The organism is Cupriavidus sp. H18C1, assembly GCF_049311595.1.
GTDB lineage: Bacteria > Pseudomonadota > Gammaproteobacteria > Burkholderiales > Burkholderiaceae > Cupriavidus > Cupriavidus cauae.
The window spans coordinates 3,384,039-3,404,290 of the sequence record NZ_CP186008.1 but is presented as its reverse complement, the minus strand read 5'-3'; the positions used below and the strand labels follow the sequence as shown (position 1 = coordinate 3,404,290).

The 20,252-nt window shown below is 69.1% G+C and carries 14 protein-coding genes and 3 pseudogenes; 5 read left to right on the top strand and 12 right to left on the bottom strand.

All coding sequences use genetic code 11. From position 1 onward, the window contains the following. Nucleotides 1-158 precede the first annotated feature (158 nt). Entirely contained in the window at nt 159-1,472 is a 1,314-nt protein-coding gene (gene ugpB, locus OJJOAM_RS15615) for a sn-glycerol-3-phosphate ABC transporter substrate-binding protein UgpB (protein WP_422649618.1), read from the bottom strand. A gap of 239 nt (nt 1,473-1,711) precedes the next feature. Between ugpB and OJJOAM_RS15610 the strand changes: the two genes are divergently transcribed. Further along, nucleotides 1,712-2,539 carry an HAD-IIB family hydrolase gene (locus tag OJJOAM_RS15610; RefSeq protein WP_422648469.1) on the top strand — a complete coding sequence of 276 codons (828 nt, stop codon included), beginning with the start codon at nt 1,712-1,714 and terminating at the stop codon, nt 2,537-2,539. A gap of 233 nt (nt 2,540-2,772) precedes the next feature. Here OJJOAM_RS15610 and OJJOAM_RS15605 read toward each other — a convergent pair. The 3 genes and pseudogenes from OJJOAM_RS15605 to OJJOAM_RS15595 form a co-directional block, all read right to left on the bottom strand. Beyond that, nucleotides 2,773-4,317 (bottom strand): annotated as a pseudogene (locus OJJOAM_RS15605) (UxaA family hydrolase). A 128-nt stretch (nt 4,318-4,445) separates the two neighbouring features. Beyond that, nucleotides 4,446-5,318 carry a tripartite tricarboxylate transporter substrate binding protein gene (locus OJJOAM_RS15600; protein WP_422648468.1) on the bottom strand — a complete coding sequence of 291 codons (873 nt, stop codon included), beginning with the start codon at nt 5,316-5,318 and terminating at the stop codon, nt 4,446-4,448. A gap of 295 nt (nt 5,319-5,613) precedes the next feature. Then, nucleotides 5,614-6,582: a dihydrodipicolinate synthase family protein gene (locus OJJOAM_RS15595; RefSeq protein ID WP_422648467.1), complete on the bottom strand. Its 969-nt coding sequence runs from the start codon at nt 6,580-6,582 to the stop codon at nt 5,614-5,616. Between the two features lie 298 nt (nt 6,583-6,880). Between OJJOAM_RS15595 and OJJOAM_RS15590 the strand changes: the two genes are divergently transcribed. Then, nucleotides 6,881-7,756 carry a LysR family transcriptional regulator gene (locus OJJOAM_RS15590; RefSeq protein WP_422648466.1) on the top strand — a complete coding sequence of 292 codons (876 nt, stop codon included), beginning with the start codon at nt 6,881-6,883 and terminating at the stop codon, nt 7,754-7,756. A gap of 151 nt (nt 7,757-7,907) precedes the next feature. Here the strand turns inward: OJJOAM_RS15590 and OJJOAM_RS15585 are convergent. Next, nucleotides 7,908-9,744: pseudogene (locus tag OJJOAM_RS15585) on the bottom strand (IlvD/Edd family dehydratase). 98 nt (nt 9,745-9,842) lie between these two features. Continuing rightward, nucleotides 9,843-10,964 carry a Bug family tripartite tricarboxylate transporter substrate binding protein gene (locus OJJOAM_RS15580; protein ID WP_422648465.1) on the bottom strand — a complete coding sequence of 374 codons (1,122 nt, stop codon included), beginning with the start codon at nt 10,962-10,964 and terminating at the stop codon, nt 9,843-9,845. A 45-nt stretch (nt 10,965-11,009) separates the two neighbouring features. Between OJJOAM_RS15580 and OJJOAM_RS15575 the strand changes: the two genes are divergently transcribed. Both OJJOAM_RS15575 and OJJOAM_RS15570 read left to right on the top strand, forming a co-directional pair. Beyond that, nucleotides 11,010-11,354, top strand: a complete 345-nt coding sequence (locus tag OJJOAM_RS15575) for a hypothetical protein (RefSeq protein WP_422648464.1) — start codon at nt 11,010-11,012, stop codon at nt 11,352-11,354. After that, nucleotides 11,347-12,048 carry a fumarylacetoacetate hydrolase family protein gene (locus tag OJJOAM_RS15570; protein WP_422648463.1) on the top strand — a complete coding sequence of 234 codons (702 nt, stop codon included), beginning with the start codon at nt 11,347-11,349 and terminating at the stop codon, nt 12,046-12,048. The genes OJJOAM_RS15575 and OJJOAM_RS15570 overlap by 8 nt, the downstream gene beginning before the upstream one ends. A gap of 150 nt (nt 12,049-12,198) precedes the next feature. Here the strand turns inward: OJJOAM_RS15570 and ntrC are convergent, their stop codons facing one another. The 4 genes and pseudogenes from ntrC to OJJOAM_RS15550 form a co-directional block, all read right to left on the bottom strand. After that, nucleotides 12,199-13,884 carry a nitrogen regulation protein NR(I) gene (gene ntrC / locus OJJOAM_RS15565; protein ID WP_422648462.1) on the bottom strand — a complete coding sequence of 562 codons (1,686 nt, stop codon included), beginning with the start codon at nt 13,882-13,884 and terminating at the stop codon, nt 12,199-12,201. A gap of 117 nt (nt 13,885-14,001) precedes the next feature. Then, nucleotides 14,002-15,179: pseudogene (glnL, locus tag OJJOAM_RS15560) on the bottom strand (nitrogen regulation protein NR(II)). A gap of 10 nt (nt 15,180-15,189) precedes the next feature. Next, entirely contained in the window at nt 15,190-15,825 is a 636-nt protein-coding gene (locus OJJOAM_RS15555; protein WP_422648461.1) for a DUF4124 domain-containing protein, read from the bottom strand. 138 nt (nt 15,826-15,963) lie between these two features. After that, nucleotides 15,964-17,379, bottom strand: a complete 1,416-nt coding sequence (locus OJJOAM_RS15550) for a 3-hydroxylaminophenol mutase (RefSeq protein WP_422648460.1) — start codon at nt 17,377-17,379, stop codon at nt 15,964-15,966. Nucleotides 17,380-17,912: 533 nt separating this feature from the next. On the opposite strand from OJJOAM_RS15550, the gene OJJOAM_RS15545 reads away from it, so the two are divergent. Beyond that, complete coding sequence (locus OJJOAM_RS15545) at nt 17,913-18,377, top strand: rhodanese-like domain-containing protein (RefSeq protein ID WP_422648459.1); 465 nt, start codon at nt 17,913-17,915, stop codon at nt 18,375-18,377. Between the two features lie 121 nt (nt 18,378-18,498). Here OJJOAM_RS15545 and OJJOAM_RS15540 read toward each other — a convergent pair whose 3' ends face one another. Further along, nucleotides 18,499-19,323 carry a competence/damage-inducible protein A gene (locus OJJOAM_RS15540; RefSeq protein WP_422648458.1) on the bottom strand — a complete coding sequence of 275 codons (825 nt, stop codon included), beginning with the start codon at nt 19,321-19,323 and terminating at the stop codon, nt 18,499-18,501. A gap of 14 nt (nt 19,324-19,337) precedes the next feature. Beyond that, on the bottom strand, nt 19,338-20,210 hold the full coding sequence (locus tag OJJOAM_RS15535) for an EI24 domain-containing protein (RefSeq protein ID WP_422648457.1): 873 nt from the start codon (nt 20,208-20,210) through the stop codon (nt 19,338-19,340). Nucleotides 20,211-20,252 lie beyond the last annotated feature (42 nt).

Genomic DNA, 20,252 nt, shown 5'->3' with positions numbered 1-20,252 from the left:
CGATGACAAGAGCGCCGCGCGGCGCCCCGGGGGGAAATTGGACCTGCCTCGGACCGGCCGCCCGCCGCATCGGTACGGCGGCACGGCGGCGCGGCGGCAGAAGCCGGAACGAATCGCGGGCGGCAAACCGGAACGGTCCGCCGCCCGCTGGCCGCCGCTTATTCCTTGGCGGTGCGCTGGAAGCGTTCGAGCAGCTCGTTGCCGCGCTTGACCGCGGTATCGAGCGCTTCCTTGGGCTCCTTCTTGCCGGCCCAGACCGCTTCCAGTTCCTCATCGACCACGGTGCGCACCTGGACCATGTTGCCCAGCCGCACGCCGCGCGACTTGTCGGTGGTCTTGACGACCATCTGCTGCACCGACACGTCGGCGCCCGGATTCTTCTCGTAGAAGCCGGACTTCCTGGTCAGCTCGTACGCCGCCATCGTGACCGGCAGGTAGCCGGTGGCCTGGTGCCAGTCGGCCTGGATCTCCGGGCGCGACAGGAAGGTGAAGAACTTGGCCACGCCCTTGTATTCCTCGGGCTTGCGGCCGGCCATCACCCACAGCGAGGCGCCGCCGATGATGGTGTTCTGCGGGGCGCCCTGCACGTCCGGGTAGTACGGCAGCTGCGACACGCCGAAGGCGAACTTGGCGTTCTTGCGCACGTTGGCCAGCGTCGCCGACGAGCCGGTGAACATCGCGCATTCGCCGTTGAAGAACTTCGCGCCCGACTCGGCCTTGCGGCCGCCGTAGCTGAAGTAGCCCTTCTTGACCATGTCCTGCAGATTCGAGATGTGCTTGACGTGCAGCGGGCTGTTGAACACCAGGCGCGTATCGGTGCCGCCGAAGCCGTTGTTCTTGGTCGCGTACAGCGTGTTGTGCCAGGCCGAGAAGCTCTCCAGGTGGACCCAGCCCTGCCAGTCGGTGGTGTAGGCGCAGTTGCCGCCCGAGGCCTTGATCTTGGCCGAGTACTGCATCACCTCGGGCCAGGTCTTGGGCGGCTTCTCGGGATCGAGACCGGCCTTCTTGAAGGCGTCCTTGTTGTAGTAGAAGACCGTGGTCGAGCTGTTGAACGGGAACGACAGCATCTCGCCCTTGGCGGACGTGTAGTAGCCCGCCACCGCCGGGATGTAGACCTTCTGGTCGAACTTCTCGCCGGCTTCCTTCATCACGGTCGAGACCGGCTTGATCGCGCCCTTGGCGCTCATCATGGTCGCGGTGCCGACCTCGAACACCTGCAGGATCGCCGGGGCGCCGCCGGCGCGGAAGGCGGCGATGCCGGCCGCCAGCGTTTCGTCGTAGTTGCCCTTGTTGACCGGCACGATCTTGTACTCGGTCTGGCTGGCGTTGAACTTGCTGGCAACCTCGTTGACCTTGTCGTTCAACGCGCCCTGCATCGCATGCCACCATTGGACTTCGACGGCGGCGTGCGCGGCGCCGGTGGCGGACAGCGCGGCCACGGCGGCGGCCGCGGCGGCAAGCTTGATGGTGATGGTGCGGGGGGATGGTCATCGACGGCTCTCCTCGTTTATTGCGTCATCCAGTCGGAAACCGGCTGAATGTATGCATTTTTTGTGACAAGCGGATGTTACTCCGCCAGCGCGCGCCGAGAAACCGAGCGTTTCTACCAATGTCCACGCGGGTTCGAGTCCAATCGGCCCGGAGCGAAGGCAACATGACAGCGCCGTGACATAGCTTAGGCGACGCAACATGCGAGGTACAATGCGCCGCCATGCCGACCCCCCAAGCCCCCCCCGCCCTCCCCGTCTTTCCGGCCGCGCTGCCCGCCGCGGCGCTGCGCCGCGTGCGCGGCGTGCTGACCGATATCGACGGCACGCTGACCACCGCCGGCCGCCTGCCGGCGCAGACCTACCTGGCCATCGAACGCCTGCGGCACGCGGGCCTGCAGGTGATTCCGGTCACCGGGCGCTGCATCGCCTGGGCCGAGATCCTGACGCGGCTGTGGCCGGTCGACGCGATCATCGGCGAGAACGGCGCGTTCTACTCGCACCTGCGCGACGGCCGCCTGGTCACGCGCTTCATCGACGACGCCGATACGCGGGCCCGCAACCTGCGGCGCATCGACGAACTGGCGCAGAAAATCCTGCGGGAGGTGCCCGGCTGCGCGCTGGCGTCCGACCAGCACTGGCACGCGGCCGACCTGGCGATCGACCACGCCGAGGATGTCGCGCCGCTGCCGCCCGCGGCGGTGGATCGCATCGTCGCGCTGATGCAGCAGGCCGGCATGACCGCCACCGTCAGCTCGATCCATGTCAACGGCTGGTTCGGCCGGCACGACAAGCTCAGCACCAGCCGACTGTGCGCGGCCGAGCTGCTTGGCGCCGACCTGGACGCCCAGCGCGACGAATGGGTGTTCATCGGCGATTCGGCCAACGACGCCGCGATGTTCGCCCACTTCCCGCTGTCGGTCGGCGTGGCCAATGTGCGCGAGATCCTGCCGCTGCTGCCGGTGCCGCCGGCCTATGTGACCAAGGCCGCCGGCGGCGAGGGTTTTGCCGAGATGGTGGACGCGCTGCTGGCGGCGCGGGACGCCGGCTAGGCGCCCTGCTGCCCCTGCTGCACCGGCGCACTACCGCGCCACGGCACGATCGCACCGCCGCACTACCGCACTACCCCACCGCCGCCCGACCCGGCACGGTGCCGGCCCCGGTGCGGGTGCAGGTGCGGGTGCGGGTGCAGGTGCGGGTGCAGGTGCGGGTGCAGGTGCGGGTGCAGGTGCGGGGCCGGTGCCGGTGCCGGTGCTGACACTGACACCGACACCGGCCCCCGACATCAACTCATGATGCCGATATGCCAGGGCACGAACTCGTTGTCGCCCAGCCCCAGCAGCTCGCTCTTCGAGCGCTGCCCCGACGCGGTGCGCAGCATCAGCTGGAAGATCTCCTCGCCGACCTGCTCGATGGTCTTCTCGCCATCGAGGATGGTGCCGCAGTTCAGGTCCATGTCCTCCTCCAGCCGGCGGTACATCGGCGAGTTGGTGGCCAGCTTGACGCTGGGCACCGGCTTGGCGCCGAACATCGAGCCGCGCCCGGTGGTGAACGCGATCAGGTTGGCGCCGCCGGCGATCTGGCCGGTGGCCGAGACCGGGTCGTAGCCCGGCGTATCCATGAAGACCAGGCCATGTTCGGTCACCGGCTCGGCATAGCGGTAGACCGCCATCAGCGGCCCGGTGCCGCCCTTCATCGACGAGCCCAGCGACTTCCGAAGATGTTGGCCAGCCCGCCCATCTGGTTGCCGGGGCTGACCTGCCCGTTGATCTGCACATCGCGTCCGACCGAATACTCGTCCTTCCACCAGCGGATCCGCTCGACCAGCTTCTCGCCGACCGCGCGGCTGACCGCGCGCCGCGTCAGCGTGTGTTCGACGCCGTAGATCTCCGGCGTCTCCGACAGGATCGCGGTGCCGCCGTGGCGCACCAGCAGGTCCACCGCGGCGCCCAGCGCCGGATTGGCGGTGATCGACGAGAAGCCGTCCGAGCCGCCGCACTGCAGGCCGACCGTCAGGTGGCTGGCCGGCACCGGCCGGCGCTCGACGCGGTTGGCCTCGGGCAGCAGCGCCTGCACCGCCGCGATGCCCGCCTCGATGGTCTTGCGCGTGCCGCCGCTGTCCTGCATCACGAAGGTGCGCAGCAGGGCCATCCTGCAGCGACTGCGTCTCCAGCAGGCCCTTGAGCTGGTTGCGTTCGCAGCCCAGCCCGACGATCAGCGCGCCGCCGAGGTTGGCGTGCCGCGCGTAGCCCGCCATGGTCCGCCGCAGCAGGTCCATCGGCTCGCCGGTCATCTCCATGCCGCAGCCGAGCGAATGGCTGAAGGCCACCACGCCGTCGACATTCGGATAGTCGGCCAGCCGCTCGGGCGTGAACCACTCGGCGATCTTGCGCACCACGGTGGCCGAGCAATTGACGGTCGACAGGATGCCGACGTAGTTGCGCGTTCCCACGCGGCCATCGGCCCGCACGATGCCGTCGAACATCGCCTGGCGCGACGCCGGCACGCGCTCCACCGGTACATAGTCGCGGCCATAGGCGTAGTCGCGCTCGTACTCCTGGAAGCTGACGTTGTGCGAATGCACGTAGCTGCCCGGCGCGATGTCGGTCGCGGCGAAGCCGATGCAGACGTTGTACTTGACGATCGGCTCGCCGGCGCGGATTGCCCGCGCGGCGATCTTGTGGCCGGCCGGCACCTGGCCGCGCGTGGTCCAGGGCTGGCCCGGCACCTGCGCGCCGATGCCGACATCCTTGCGCGCGACCAGCACGTTGTCGGCGGGATGCAGGCGGATGCAGGGGCCCAGCAGGGTCTTGTCGTGGCGAGCTTCCATACGGCGCTTGTTTCCGTGTTGCGTGTCAGAGAAATGGGATTGGGATAGACACCCGCGTTCGGCGTTTCGGCGTTTCGGCGTTTCGGCGTTTCGGCGTTCGTCGCTTCGGCGCGAAGGCGGAGTCGGGCTTATTCCGGCCGGATATTTGACGCCTTCACCACCGCCGCCCATTTCGGGACTTCGCCCGTCATGAACCTGCCGAACTGCTCGGGATTGGTGCCCAGGATGTTCAGGCCCTGCTCGGCGAACTTGGCGCGGAGGCCCGGCTCCTTCAGCGCCTGCGCGACCTCGTCGCTGATGCGCGCGGCGATCGGGCGCGGCGTGCTGGCGGGCAGGAACAAGCCGTACCAGGTCAGCACCTCGAAATCCTTCAGCCCCGCTTCGGCCACCGTCGGCACCTGTGGCAGGCTCGGGGCGCGGGCCAGGCTGGAGACCGCGATCGCCTTCAGCTTGCCCGACTTGATGAACGGCGCCGCCACCGGCACGTTGGCGAACATCACCGGCACATTGCCGGCGATCACATCGGTCAGCGCGGCGGACTCGCCCTTGTAAGGCACGTGCGTCAGCTTGATGCCGCTCATGGTGTTGAACAGTTCCCCGGCGATATGCTGCGGGCCGCCGGGTCCGGACGACGCGTAGCTGGTCAGCTTGCCGGCGCGCACCAGCTCGGCCACCTCCTTGACCGTGGTGGCGGGCACCGATGGATTGACCACCATCACCAGCGGCATCGATACCACCTGCGTCACCGGCATGAAGTCCTTCAGCGGATCGAACGGCAGCTTCGCGTACATGCTGGGCGCGATCACCATGGTCGACTGCGAGGCCAGCATCATCGAATAGCCGTCCGCCGGCGACTGCGCGACGTTCGACGCGGCGATGGTGCCGGTCGCGCCGGGCCGGTTCTCGACGACCACCGACTGTCCCATCTGTTTCGACAGCTGCGCGCCGAGCTGGCGCGCGACGATGTCCGCGCCGCCGCCGGGCGCGAAGCCGACCACCACGCGGATCGGCTTGCTGGGAAGGCGTCGGTGGCGGCCGCGGCGGGGCCGGCCGCAAGGGCCATCAGGGACATCAGGGCCGTCGCGGCCAATCCGGCCGCTCGGGCGTACAGGGCGTGGCGAAGGCCGGCGATGCGCCGGGATGGCCGGCATGGCTGGTTGGTGAAGGTCATGGTCGTCTCCTGGGGTGTCGTTGTATGTTGTCGTGCGGGTTTCTGGCATGCCGTGGCATACCCGCGTCGGAGCCCGCACCGAAGCCCGGTTCGGTACCCCGGTCGGTGCCGAGATGCGGATGCCATCAAGCCGCGAGGCGTTCCGCCCCCGGCATCGCGAAGCCCAGCGCATCGAGCGCCTGGCCCAGCAGCGCGCGCTGTCCTTCCTGCAGCTCGGTCAGCGGCGGCCGCACCGTGCGCCAGCCGGCGTCGGCGCTCTGCACCGCGATCGCCTCCTTCATCGCGGCGATCATCGGGAACTGCTGGAAGGCCGCGCGCGTGCGGTTCAGCGCGGCCTGCCGCGCATCGGCATCGGGCGCCTGCCAGTTGGCGTACAGGTCGACGATCGGCGCGGGATTGACGTTGCCGGTGGCCGTGATGCAGCCGGCCCCACCCGCGCGCATGGTCTCCAGCAGGATCGCTTCGGTACCGGCGAAGACATCGAAGCCGCGCGCGCCGAAGCGTTCGATCATGGCACGCGTGTTGGCGAGATCGCCGGAGCTGTCCTTGATGCCGGCGACGATGCCGGGATAGGCGGTCAGCAGCCGGTCGATCAGGTCCAGGCCCAGTGGCACCTGGCTGACCGCGGGGATGTGGTACAGGTAGACGCGCAGGCGCGCATTGCGGGCCGTCTCGTCGGCCGCCTCGCCGGCCGTGCCACCGACCGCCTCGATGACCTCGGCAAACGCGCGGAACAGGCCATCGTCGCTGACGCCCTTGTAGTAGAACGGCGGCAGCATCAGCACGCCCGCGCAGCCGGCGGCGACCGCATGGCGGGTCAGCGCGATGGCATCCGGCAGCGCGCAGGCGCCGGTGCCGGGCATCAGGCGATCCGGCGGAATGCCCGCGTCCAGCAGGCGGTCCAGCAGGCCGCGCTTCTCGTCCAGCGACAGCGAATTGGCCTCGGAGTTGGTGCCGAACACGGCCAGCCCGACGCCCTGCTCGATCAGCCAGCGGCAATGCCGCACGAAACGCCGCGCGTCGGGCGCATAGCCGGCGGTGAACGGCGTCAGCACGGGGGAAAAGACGCCGCGCGGGCGGGCGGACTGGGTCATGGCTGTCTCCGGGGATGGGCGCCTGGGCGGCTGGCCCGATGGATCGGGCTCGACGAATGGCGATCAAGGAATGGGGCCATTCTAGGAACCGCCAACCCGCGAAAACAGCATCGAACGGCTGCTTCAAACGATAAAGTTTTTTGGGTTGCAACGCAGCCGAACAGCACGGCATCCCGAACGCGCTTTGCTAACATCTGCGCCGCTACGCCCCGCTGCGCCCTGCTGCGTCCCGCTGCATCCTGCTGCGTCCCGCTGCGCTCCGTACGACTCCCTACGACAACAAGAGGCCTCCCCCGCCGTGGACATCCGCTACCTGCAGAGTTTCGTCGCCGTGGTCGAGCACGGCTCGTTCGCCGAAGCGGCGCGTCGCCTGGGCCTGACGCCGGCCGCCATCGCGGCGCGCGTCAAGGCGCTGGAAGAATCGCTGGATACGCCGCTGGTGCAGCGCGCCGGCCGCACCGTGGTGCCGACCCAGGGCGGGCTGCGCATCCTGCCGAAGGCGCGCGCGGTGGTGCGCGATGTGCGGGACCTGAACGCGGTGGCGCACGACGACAGCCTGCTGGGCGAGCTGCGGCTGGGCGTATCGACGTCGGCGCTGACGGGGCTGCTGCCGCCGATCCTCAAGCGGGTCTACGCCGCGCATCCGCGGCTGAAGATCTTCGTCGAACCGGGCTCGTCGTCGCACCTGTATCGCCGCATCGTCGGCGGCGATCTCGATGCCGGCATCATCGTGGCGCCGCAGTTCGCGATCCCGAAGGCATTCGAGTGGCACGTGCTGGTGCGCGAACCGTTCATCGTGCTGGCGCCCGAATCGATGGCCCACCGCGGCGCGCACGAGCTGCTCGCCACCGAGCCCTTCATCCGCTACGACCGCGGCATGTGGGGCGGCATGGTGGCCGACCGCTATCTGCACGAGCACAACATCGTGCCGCACGAGCGGCTCGAGATCGACGCGCTGAACGCGATCGCGACGATGGTGCACCAGGGCATCGGCGTGTCGCTGGTGCCGGACTGGACGCCGCCCTGGCCCGAAGGGATCCGCATCGCGCGCATTCCGCTGCCGGGTCGGGCGCCGGTGCGGCAGGTGGGGCTGCTGTGGTCGCCGCACGCCGCGCATGGCGCGCTGTCGCGCACGCTGCTCGAGCATGCGGCGAGCGCGACCGGGCAGCGCTAAGGGGCGCTAACGGTGCGCTCACGGTGCGCTCACGGTGCGCTAAGGGTGCGCTAACGAGACGCTAAGGGTGGCGCTCCATGGCGGCGCCAAGGGGAACGCCAAGGGCAGCCCAGCGCCGCCCGAGCCGCGGCGACTTCTATCGACCTGCAATCTACTCAGGCGCTTGCGGCGTCTTGCCGCGTGTTTCGGCGGCGCGCAGGAAGTCGAAGTCGACGCCCCGGTCGGCCTGCGTCACCGTCTGCAGGAACAGCTTCAGATAGCCGCGCGGCGCGCTGGGCTCGCGCACCGGATTGGCCGCACGGCGCCGCTCCAGCTCGTCGTCCGCCACCAGCAGGCTCAGCTCGCGGCGGCTGACGCTCAGGCGAATGCGGTCGCCGGTGCGCACATGGGCCAGCGGTCCCCCCCACCGCGGCCTCGGGCGTGACATGCAGCACCACGGTGCCGAACGCGGTGCCGCTCATGCGCCCATCCGAGATGCGCACCATGTCCTTGACGCCGGCGCGCGCCAGCTTGCGCGGGATCGGGATATAGCCCGCCTCCGGCATGCCGGGCGCGCCCTTCGGACCGATGTTCTTCAGCACCAGCACATCGTCGGCATGGACGTCGAGATCGTCGCTGTCGATGCGCTCGACCAGGTCCTGCGAGTTCTCGAACACCACCGCGCGGCCCTCGTGCTCCATCAGCGCAGCGTCGGCGGCGGACTGCTTGATGATCGCGCCGCCCGGCGCCAGGTTGCCGCCCAGCACGGCGATGCCGCCCTGCGGATAGATCGGATCGGCGATCGGGCGCACCACGTCCTGCGCGAAGCCGGGACCGGCGGCGTCGAGCTCCTCGCCCAGCGTGCGTCCCGTCACGGTCAGCGCGTCCAGCCGCAGCAGCGGCCGCAGCTCGCGCAGCAGCGTGGCCATGCCGCCGGCCTTGTGGAAGTCCTCCATGTAGTGCTGGCCGCTGGGCTTCAGGTCGAGCAGCACCGGCGTTTCGCGGCCCATGCGGTCCAGCGCCTGCATGTCGATGTCCAGCCCCATGCGCCCCGCGATCGCGGCCAGATGCACGATGCCGTTGGTCGAACCGCCGATCGCCAGCAGCACGCGCATCGCGTTCTCGAACGCGGCCGGCGTCAGCACCTTGTCGATGGTCAGCCGCTCGCGCGCCATCGCCACCGCGCGCGTGCCGGTCAGTTCGGCGATGCGGATGCGGTCGGCGGTGACGGCCGGCGGCGTGGCGGCGCCGGGCAGGCTCATGCCCATCGCCTCGGTCAGGCAGGCCATCGTGCTGGCGGTGCCCATCACCGAACAGGTGCCGACGCTGGCCACCAGCTGGTCGTTGACCTGCGCGGTCTCGTGCGCGTCGATCTCGCCCGCGCGGAACTTGCCCCAGTAGCGGCGGCAATCGGTACAGGCCCCCACCCGCTCGCCGCGATGCGAGCCGGTCAGCATCGCGCCGGTCACCAGCTGGATCGCCGGCACGCCCGCCGACGCCGCGCCCATCAGCTGCGCGGGCACGGTCTTGTCGCAGCCGCCGATCAGCACCACCGCGTCCATCGGCTGCGCGCGGATCATTTCCTCGGTATCCATCGACATCAGGTTGCGCAGCACCATGCTGGTCGGCGCGGCGAAGCTCTCGTGGATCGAGATGGTCGGAAACGGCATCGGCAGCCCCCCGGCCAGCAGGATGCCGCGCTTCACGGCCTCGATCAGCTGCGGCATGTTGCCGTGGCAGGGATTGAAGGCACTGCCGGTATCGGCGATGCCGATCACCGGCCGGTCGAGCGCGGCATCGGTATAGCCCGAGCCCTTGATGAAGGCCTTGCGCAGGAACAGCGAGAAGCCCTGATCGCCGTAGTTGGTCAGGCCCTTGCGCAGGCCCGTGTCGGGCCGGGTAGCGCTTGAGCTATCGGTGGTATCGCGCTGGCTGTCATCGCCGGATGCGGGCGTAGCGGTCGTAGCGGGCGCCTTGGGCGTTGCCCGAGTGTTGGGAGTCGTGCTCATCGTCGTTGCGTTCGTCAGTGCTTGCGTCGTTGCTTGCGTCGTTGCCTGGGTGCGTTGGGCTGGGTCGGATGTCGTGGCGCGGCGGCCCGCGCCGGGCCTCAACTATCCGACACGATGCCGGCGTCGGTGATGACCTTCTGCCAGCGGGTCACTTCGTCGCGCAGGCCCTCGGCGGCCTTGTCGGGCGAGGTCGGGGGCAAGGCGTAGACGCCCTGCTGCAGGAACTGCGCCTTGACCGCCGGCATTTCCAGCATCTTCGCCAGCGCAGCGTTCAGGCGCTGCACCACCGGCGCCGGCGTGCCGGCCGGCGCCAGCACGCCGAAGGTCGAGCTGACGTCGAGCGCGGGCATGCCGCTCTCGCCGGCCGCGGGCACGTCGGGCAGCATCGAGATGCGTTTGGCCGCCGCCACCGCGACCGGCCGCAACTGCCCGCTCTTGATGAAGGGCTGCGCCGCCGGCACGGTCTCGACCATCATGTTGACCTGCCCGGCAACCAGATCGGTCATCGCCGGACCGCTGCCCTTGTACGGCACGTGCACCATGTCGATGCCGGCTTCCTTGCGGAAGATCTCGGCGGCCATGCGCTGCGGCGCGCCGGCGCCCGAGCTCGCGTAGTTCAGCTTGCCGGGATGGGCCTTGCCGTACTGGATCAGCTGCTGCAGCGTGGTGACCGGCAACTGCGGGTTGACCACCACGACCAGCGGCACCGAGCCGACCACCATTACCGGCACGAAGTCCTTCAGCAGATCGTAGCGCAGCCGCCCTTTCTCCAGCGTGGCCATCGTCGAATGCGAGGTCAGGGCGCCCATCAGCAGCGTGTAGCCGTCCGGCGCGCTCCTGGCCACCGCCTCGGCGCCGATATTGCCGCCGGCGCCGCCGCGGTTCTCCACCACGACCTGCTGGCCCAGCGCCTCGCCGAGCCTGGCGGCGACGATGCGGCCGATCACGTCGGTGGCGCCGCCCGGCGGATAGGGAATCACGAGGCGCACCGGCTTGTCCGGGTAGGCGGCCAGGGCGGCGGGCGCGAGCGCGGCCCACAGCGGCGCGGCCAGCGCGAGCAGGCCGGCGCGCAGCCAGGTTCGGCGGGATAGCGAGCGGGATAGCGGGCGGGATAGCGGGCGGGATAGCGGGCGGGATGTGGGGCGCGATGTGGGGCGCGATACGGCGCGGGATACCGCGCGGGATGCGGCGGTCGGCTTGGGGATCGGCTTGGTGGTCATGGGGGTCTCCTGGGTCTCGCCCGTCGGTCTGGCGTTGGTCTTGTTATGCCAGCGCTGTCCTGGTGCCCCGCGTGCGAACGCAGGCAGGCACGGCGCGCCGTGACGGCAAGTGTGGAGACGGGGGGCGGACGGAAGAAGCGGTTGCCGCACCGATTAACCAAAAAATTATTTTGGTTTGGAGGCGCCGCACCCGCTGATCATCCATCGGAGTTTTCGATGCTCAGCGCCAAAATGATTCGTTTCATATTGCGAGTCCTGCTCAGTACAATCGGCTCCGATTTCGTCGATTTCGTCGATTTCGTCGATTTCGTCGATTTCGTCGATTTCGTCGATGACGCCGATATCGCCGAACGCCCCGCATCCCTCTTCATTCCATCACACCATGACTGAATTCGTGATTCCGCCCGTCGAGCAGGCCAGCGTGGCCGTCGCCGGCAGCAACGCCCGCTTCCCCATCCGCCGCGTGTTCTGCGTGGGACGCAACTACGCCGCCCATGCGCGCGAGATGGGCAAGGATCCGGACCGAGAGCCGCCGTTCTTCTTCACCAAGCCGGCCGATGCGGTGGTGCCCGCGCAAGGGACCGTGCCCTACCCTCCGCTGACGGACAACCTGCACCACGAGATCGAAATGGTGGTCGCGATCGGCAAGGGCGGCACCGACATCGCCGTCGAGCGCGCGCTGGAGCATGTGTGGGGCTATGGCGTCGGCGTGGACCTGACGCGCCGCGACCTGCAGGACGTCGCCAAGTCGATGAGCCGGCCGTGGGACTGGTCGAAGGCCTTCGACGCGTCCGGTCCGTGCGGGCCGCTGCAGCCGGCCAGCGCGGTCGGCCATCCGTCCCAGGGCCGCATCTGGCTCGAGGTCAACGGCGAGGTGCGCCAGCAGGGCGACCTCAACGAGATGATCTGGCCGGTGGCCGATGTCATCGCCTATATCTCGCAGAGCGTGGCGCTCGCGCCCGGCGACCTGATCTTCACCGGCACGCCGGCCGGCGTCGGCAAGCTGCAGCCGGGCGACGCGGTGCGCGGCGGCGTGGCGGGACTGGGCGAGTTCGCCTTCACGGTCGGAGCGCGCCGGGGCTGAACACGGACGCGAACGTCGTTGTCGTTCCCGCGCAGGCGGGAATCCAGCGTCGTTTGCGAGCCAGCGGTTCCCGCCTGCGCGGGAACGCCGCCAAACAAAAAAGGCCACGGCAATGCGCCGTGGCCTTTTGCTTGGGTCACCAGGCAACGCTCAATCGAAGCCCAGCTCCTGCAGCTTGCGCGTGATCGTGTTGCGGCCGATGCCGAGCCGCGTCGCGGCCTCGACGCGGCGGCCGCGCGTGACGCCCAGCGCGGCCTCCAGCACCGCCTTCTCGAAGCGCCGGGTGAGCAGGTCCATCACCTCGGGCTGGCCCGCCTCCAGCATCGCGCGCGCCTCGCCAGCCAGCAGGTGTTCCCAGCCGGGCGCGGGCGCGGCGGCCGACGCCGAGCCCGCCACGCCGGCGGTGCCCGCGTTGCCAAATCCGCCCGCCGGCGCCAGGCGGCCGCCGTAGCCCGGCGCTTCCGCTTCGCCCGCGAGCGTGCCCGCGCCGTCGGCGGCAAACCCACCCGCACCGGCCAGGCCGCCAGCCATGCCGCCAGCCATCCCGCCAGCCATCCCGCCAGCCATGCCGCCGGCCGAAGCGCCAACCATGGCGCCCGCCTCGACCCCATCGCCGCCCTGCGCGTCGCGCTCGGCCGCGCGCGCGCCGCCGTAGCTGGCCATGCCGGCCTGCCCCTCCGGCGCGCCGCCGATCATCTCGCGCGGCAGGTCCTTGACCTCGATGGTCTGCGCGGGCGCCATCACGGTCAGCCAGTTGCACAGGTTTTCCAGCTGCCGCACGTTCCCCGGGAACGGCAGCGTGCTGACATAGGCCAGCGCCTCGTCTGACATCCGCTTCGGCTCGACGCCCAGTTCCTTGGCGCTCTTCTGCAGGAAATGCCGCGCCAGCAGCGTGATGTCCTCGGGCCGTTCGCGCAGCGGCGGCAGCCGCAGCCGGATCACGTTCAGGCGGTGGAACAGGTCCTCGCGGAACAGCCCCTCCTTGACGCGCGTTTCGAGATTCTGGTGGGTGGCGGCGATCACGCGCACATTGGCGCGCAGCGGGTTGTGGCCGCCCACGCGATAGAAGTTGCCGTCCGACAGCACGCGCAGCAGCCGCGTCTGCAGGTCGAACGGCATGTCGCCGATTTCGTCGAGGAACAGCGTGCCGCCCTCGGCCTGCTCGAAGCGGCCGCGGCGCATGGTCTGCGCGCCGGTGAAGGCGCCGCGCTCGTGGCCGAACAGTTCGGACTCGAGCAGGTCCTTCGGAATCGCCGCGGTATTGAGCGCGATGAAGGGGCCGTTGGCGCGCGGGCTGTGCTTGTGCAGCGCGCGCGCCACCAGCTCCTTGCCGGTGCCGGACTCGCCGGTGATCAGCACCGTCACGTTCGACTGCGACAGCCGGCCGATCGCGCGGAACACGTCCTGCATCGCCGGCGCCTGGCCGAGGATCTCGGGCGCGTCGAGCAGGCGGTCGTCCATCTCCTCCTCGCGCAGGCTTTCTTCCAGCGCGCGGCGGATCAGCTCGACGGCCTTGTCGACGTCGAAGGGCTTGGCCAGGTATTCGAAGGCGCCGCCCTGGAAGGCCGCCACCGCGCTGTCCAGATCGGAGTAGGCGGTCATCACGATCACCGGCAGGCCCGGATGGCGGCCCTTGATCGCCTGCAGCAGGTCGAGGCCCGAACCGCCGGGCATGCGGATGTCCGAGATCAGGACCTGGGGCTCGTCGTCCTCGAGCGCCGACAGGACGTCGCGCACGTTGGTAAAGCTGCGGGACAGCAGGCTCTCCCGGGCCAGGGCCTTTTCCAGGACCCAGCGAATAGATTGATCGTCGTCGACTATCCAGATCGGCTTCATGTGCGTCGCTTGTCTGCTCGGTGTTTCGGAGGTCCGCCTTCGCTGCGCTGTCGGCCCGGCGTGGGCGCCATGGGCCGGGAGCCCCTTCCGGAGCGATCCAGGGCCGTCCCGGGTCGTTCAGCGCAGCGGCAGCAGGATGCGGAAATCGGTACAGCCGGGCCGGCTCTCGCATTCGATCAGACCCTCGTGCTGCTGCACGAAGGTCTGCGCCAGTGTCAGACCGAGCCCACTGCCGCCATCCCTGCCCGATACCAGCGGGTAGAAGATGCGTTCGCGAATATCCTCGGGAATGCCCGGACCGTTGTCGATCACATGCAAGTCCAATGCCAGCTTGTACAGCCGCTTGGCGATCGTGACCTGCCGCGCGACGCGCGTGCGCAGCACGATCTGCGCATCGCCACGCGCGATGCGCTCGGCCAGCGCCTGCGCCGCGTTATGGACGATGTTGAGGACGGCCTGGATCAGCTGCTCGATGTCGCCGGACAGCTCGGGCAGGCTCGCGTCGTAGTCGCGCACGATCTCGAGACCGTTGGGGAATTCGGCCAGTACCACCGAGCGCACGCGTTCGAGCACCTCGTGGATATTGAGCTCGCGCACGATATGCGGATGCCGGTGCGGCTCGAGCAGCCGGTCGACCAGCGTCTGCAGGCGGTCCGATTCCTTGATGATGACCTGGGTGTATTCGCGCAGGCTGCGCTCGGGCAGTTCGAATTCGAGCAGCTGCGCCGCGCCGCGGATGCCGCCCAGCGGGTTCTTGATCTCGTGGGCCAGATTGCGGATCAGTTCCTTGTTGGCCGAGGTCAGGTCGAGGATGCGTTCCTCTCTTTCGCTGCGGACCTTCTGCTCGTTGGGCAGCACCTCGACCAGCGCGGTGCCGGGGCTCGCGTCGATACCGCCGATCACCACATGCGCGTGCATCGGCTCGCGCAGCGCGGTTGCAGGACAACGTCCTGGCGGCGTGCATCGACCTGGCGCGCCAGCACCGAATCGATCATCGCGTCGAGCTCGTCGGCGCGGCCAAACAGCGCCGACAGCGACAGCTCCAGCATCGACTTGCGCGAGAGGCCGAAGCTGTCCTCGGCCGCCGGATTGGCGTAGACGATGCGCATGCCCGGCTGCGCGACCAGCAGCACCGGGTTCGGCATCATGTCCAGCCCCGCGGCGAGCGCGGCCAGCGCGGGCGCCATCGGCGGCATCGTCGGCGTCGGCTGGCCGTCCGGCGCCGTGTCCTGGTCGGCCGGCGCGCGGTCGGCGCCGCCGACCTTGCGTGAGACGCTGCGAATCAGGCGGCGCATCGATCGATCCTCAATCCTTCAGGTTGGCCAGCTCGCGCCGCAGCGCGGCCGCATTGGCCTCGCTGCGGGCGATGTCTTCCCGCAGCGCGGCGGTGCGGTCCAGATAGCGCTGGTAGTTGCGCTCGTCGCCCTGCCGCTCGGGCTGGCCCTCGTTGAATTGCGCGCGCAGCGCGGCCAGCTTGGCCTGCTCGCTGCGCAGCTCCTCTTCCAGCACGGCGCGGCGTTCGCCGTCGCGGCGGCGCTGCGTCGCCGCGTCGATGCGCGGGAAGTTGGCCGCGGCGGCACCATCGATCGCGGCCGGATTGACACCGCCGCCGCCACCACCGCCACCCCGTGCCGCCTGCCGGGTCACCGGCACGCTCAGCACCTCGGGCAGATCCAGCCGCTTGCAGCCCTTGCCGCCGTTGCCGTTGCGGTATTCGGGCACACCCTTCGGGCCGCTGCAGACGTAAATCTCCGAGCCGTTCGGCGCGGACTGCGCCGCGGACTGTGCCGCTGCCGGCGACGCGCCCAGCGGACCGAGCGCCGCCGCCACACCCGCCGCGATGCCCAGCAACAGGGCGGCCGATGCACCGGTCCGGGGTGGCGGCGCCGGTTCGGCACCGGGGCGGTGCGGCAGGCGGGACGAAGGCAGGGTCGCGGTCATGGACGGGCGTCGCATCGGCAGGGGATCGAGTTCGGAGGAAGCCCATTCTAGCGAGCCAAACAAAAAGGGACAGCCGAGGCCGCCCCTTCCTGGTGCAACAAGCACGTTGTGCCGACAGCAAACGCCGACAGCCGGCGCTTACAGCGAGTAGTACATCTCGAACTCGAGCGGATGGGTGGTCATGCGGAAGCGGGTCACTTCCTCCATCTTCAGTTCGATGTAGGCGTCGATCATCGTGTTGCTGAACACGCCGCCGCGGGTCAGGAACTCGCGGTCCTTGTCCAGGTACTCGAGGGCCTGATCCAGGCTCGCGCACACGGTCGGGATCTTTGCATCCTCTTCCGGCGGCAGGTCGTACAGGTTCTTGTCCGCGGCCTCGCCCGGGTGGATCTTGTTCTGCACGCCGTCCAGGCCGGCCATCATCAGCGCGGCGAAGCCCAGGTACGGGTTCATCAGCGGATCCGGGAAGCGGGTCTCGATGCGGCGGCCCTTCGGGTTCGCCACGTACGGGATGCGGATCGAGGCCGAGCGGTTGCGGGCCGAGTAGGCCAGCTTGACCGGGGCTTCGAAGCCCGGCACCAGGCGCTTGTACGAGTTGGTACCCGGGTTGGTGATCGCGTTCAGCGCGCGGGCGTGCTTGATGATGCCGCCGATGTAGTACAGCGCGAACTCCGACAGGCCGGCGTAGCCGTTGCCCGCGAACAGGTTCTGGCCGTCCTTCCAGATCGACTGGTGCACGTGCATGCCCGAGCCGTTGTCGCCGACCACCGGCTTCGGCATGAAGGTCGCGGTCTTGCCGTAGGTGTGGGCGACGTTCTGGATCACGTACTTCTGCAGCTGCGTCCAGTCGGCGCGCTGCACCAGCGTGCTGAACTTGGTACCGATCTCGTTCTGGCCCTGGCCGGCCACTTCGTGGTGGTGGACTTCGACGGGGATGCCCAGCGATTCCAGGATCAGGCACATTTCCGAACGCATGTCCTGGAAGGTGTCGATCGGGGCGACCGGGAAGTAGCCGCCCTTCTTGCCCGGACGGTGGCCGCTGTTGCCGTGCTCGAACTCACGGGCCGACGACCACGGCGCTTCTTCCGAATGGATCTTGACGAAGCAGCCCTGCATGTCGATGTTCCAGGTCACGCCGTCGAAGATGAAGAACTCGGGCTCCGGACCGAAGTAGGCGGTGTCGCCCAGGCCGGTGCTCTTCAGATAGGCTTCGGCGCGCTTGGCGATCGAACGCGGGTCGCGGTCGTAGCCCTTGCCGTCCGACGGCTCGATCACGTCGCACGTCAGCACCAGCGTCGGCTCTTCGTAGAACGGGTCGATATGGGCGGTGTTCGGGTCCGGCATCAGCAGCATGTCCGAGGCCTCGATACCCTTCCAGCCAGCGATGGACGAGCCGTCGAAAGCATGGCCGCTCTCGAACTTGTCGTCACCGAAGTGCGAGGTCGGCACGGACACGTGCTGCTCCTTGCCCTTGGTGTCGGTGAAACGGAAGTCGACGAACTTGACGTCGTTTTCCTTCACCAGCTTCATCACATCTGCAACGCTCTGCGCCATGCCTATCTCCTGGTAATTCGGCTGAGTTCAGTTGGAGCCATTCACGTGCCGGCCGCCGGGGGCGCATCGCTGCCGCCTGCCGGCGGCGACCGGCCATCAAAAGGACGAAGCATGTTAGCAGAAAGCATGCCAACGTCCGCACGGATTTGGCGCGGCGGTGACGCCTGCGCCGCGCCGCGGCCGAGCCGTTCCCGCAATCTGTGCATCGGCGCGGGAAGGCGCCGTTGCACCGCGTTGGCGCAAGGCCGGGACCGATGCCGGACGCGCTGCGATGGCGGTTCGCAGGGGCGGGTGCCCGCGGCATCGGCACCGGCCGCAAACCCCAATCCGGTGCATCGCGGCCCTCGAATGCACCGACATGGTGCCATCAGCACCATGCTGGCGCCAGCGCCGGTTTTCGAGCCGGCTCGCCGGCCCGCCACTGCGGTTGCGGCCGCGGCCCGCGCGCCCGGCGGAGTAGAATAACGGTCTTTGCAGCAGGCGTGGCCGCGATCGGCGTCACGCCCTTCCATCGATCCAAACCGTCCCTTGCAATGACCACCCGAGACGCGCTTCTGCAGGCCGCCAACGCGCGGCAACAACAGGACCAACTGCCCTACTACGGCGCGCTGACGCCGCAGCAAGCCTACGATCTGCTGATGGCCGACCCGAACGCGGTGCTGGTCGACGTGCGCACCCAGGCCGAGCTGGACTGGGTCGGCGGCCCCGATGTGCCGGAGCGCCAGTCGCTGCATGTGGAATGGTCGGGCTATCCCGGCGGCGCGCAGAATCCGCGCTTCGTCGAGGAACTGAAGGCGAAGGTGCCGCAGGACGCGCCGGTGCTGTTCCTGTGCCGCAGCGCGGCGCGCTCCAAGCACGCCGCCCGCGTCGCCACCGAGGCCGGCTACCGCTTTGCGATCGATGTGCTGGAAGGCTTCGAAGGCCCGCGCGACGAGCACCACCACCGCAAGACGGTCGAGGGCTGGTGCGTGCGCGGGCTGCCGTGGCACGGGGCCTGAGGTCGCACTGAAGGCGCACTGAAGGCGCAGACCCTTGGCCAGTGAGTTCTCCCCCTCTCCCGCACGCGGGTGAGGGGGAGCAAACCCACCGCATCTTGCAGCGCAGTGGCGCAACGCCATCTCACCCCGCGCTGACGCCCGCTCCCGCGTTCTCCACCACCTCGAATCCCATCGCCCGCACGCCGTCGCGCAGCATTGCGTAGGCGGCCTCCACCAGGGCGGGCGCGCCCTTGACGCCCAGGTCGATATGCCGGCGCGCATACAGCTCGCCGCGCTGCGCGTCGCCGACCGACGGCAGGCTGAACACGCGCACGCCCGGGAAGGCGGTCTCGACCTGCTCCATCAGCGGCGTCAGCGTCGACTCCGGCGCCTCGAACACCAGGAAGGCGCGCTCGACATGCTGCACCTGGTGGAACAGGTGCGAGTACTGGTTGTCCAGCACCCACTCCATCATCGGCCACGCCATCACCGGGAAGCCCGGCATGAAATGGTGATGGCCGATCGAGAAGCCCGGGATCCGGTTGTAGCTGTTGGGGATGATGCGGGCGCCGCGCGGAAACTCGCCCATCTTGAAGCGATGCTGGTTCTCCGGCAGCGACAGATCGGCCTTGACCGGATCGCCGCCCGCCGTCTCCGCGATGCGCTGCGCGATCAGCTCCCTCGCCTCGGGATGCAGCTCCAGCGGCACGCCCAGCGCCGCCGCCGCGCACTGGCGCGTATGGTCGTCGGGCGTGGCGCCGATGCCGCCGGTGCAGAACACCACGTCCGGGCCCGCCAGCGTGCGGCGCAGCGTCGCGGTGATGCGCTCGCGCTCGTCGCCGACATACTCGGCCCATTGCAGCGCCAGTCCGCGCTCGGCCAGCAGCGCGATCGCGCGCCGCATGTGCTTGTCCTCGCGTCGTCCCGACAGAATCTCGTCGCCGATCACGATCAGGCCGAAACCCATGATGCCCCTCTTTTTCAGGATGATTCGATGCGGCGCACGTCAGACGGCGCCAGTTCAATGACGTCCGGCCCCGCCGGCGGCGGCGCCACCGACTGCCGCTCGGCGCGCAGCTGCCCGAGCGCATGCAGGCAGTAATGGCCGAACCACAGCGCCGAAAAGATGAAGATCAGCGCGTAGAGCCACAGCGCGCCGGCCAGCACGAACGGAAACAGGAAGATGATCGCCGCCGAGGACACCCACAGCAGCGTCGGCGCCGAGCCCAGCAGGCCGACCACCACGCCGATGATCAGCAGCGGCATCCGGTGGCGCCGCATGATGGCCTTGCGCTCGTCGGCGCTGGCATGGTCGGCCAGCGCGTCGTAGGTCATCACGCGATAGGTCAGCCAGCCCCACAGCAGCGGCGGGACCAGCGCGAAGAACGGCGGCACCAGCCACAGCGGCAGCGAGATCAGCACCAGCAGCAGGAACACGCCGGTGCTCGACAGCGAATGCCAGACGCTGCCCAGCACGCTGCCGCCCTTGTTCTTGGCCAGCTCCGGATAGCTGCGCTCGAGGAAGCGCACCGCGGCAGGCACCGACCACAGGCCGATGAACAGCAGCAGCGAGGCGACCGCCAGCGGAATCGTCAGCGCGACCACGAACAGCGGCGCCACCACCGCGCGCAGCGACGACAGGCCGAACCAGTCGAGCGCGCCGTAGATCCAGCTGGTAAAGATCGAGCTTTCGAGGAAGCCGCGCGCGGCGGTCATCACCGGATCCCAGGTGAAATACAGCAGGCCGCCCCAGAACACGGTGGCCAGCACGAAGGGAATCACGGTCAGCGCCAGCATGCGCGGATGCAGCTGGCTGATCAGCGCGCGGACGAAGGAGCGGACGAGGTCGTTCATGCGTAATGCGAAGGTGGAGACGGAGCGGCTGCGGGTCCGTCG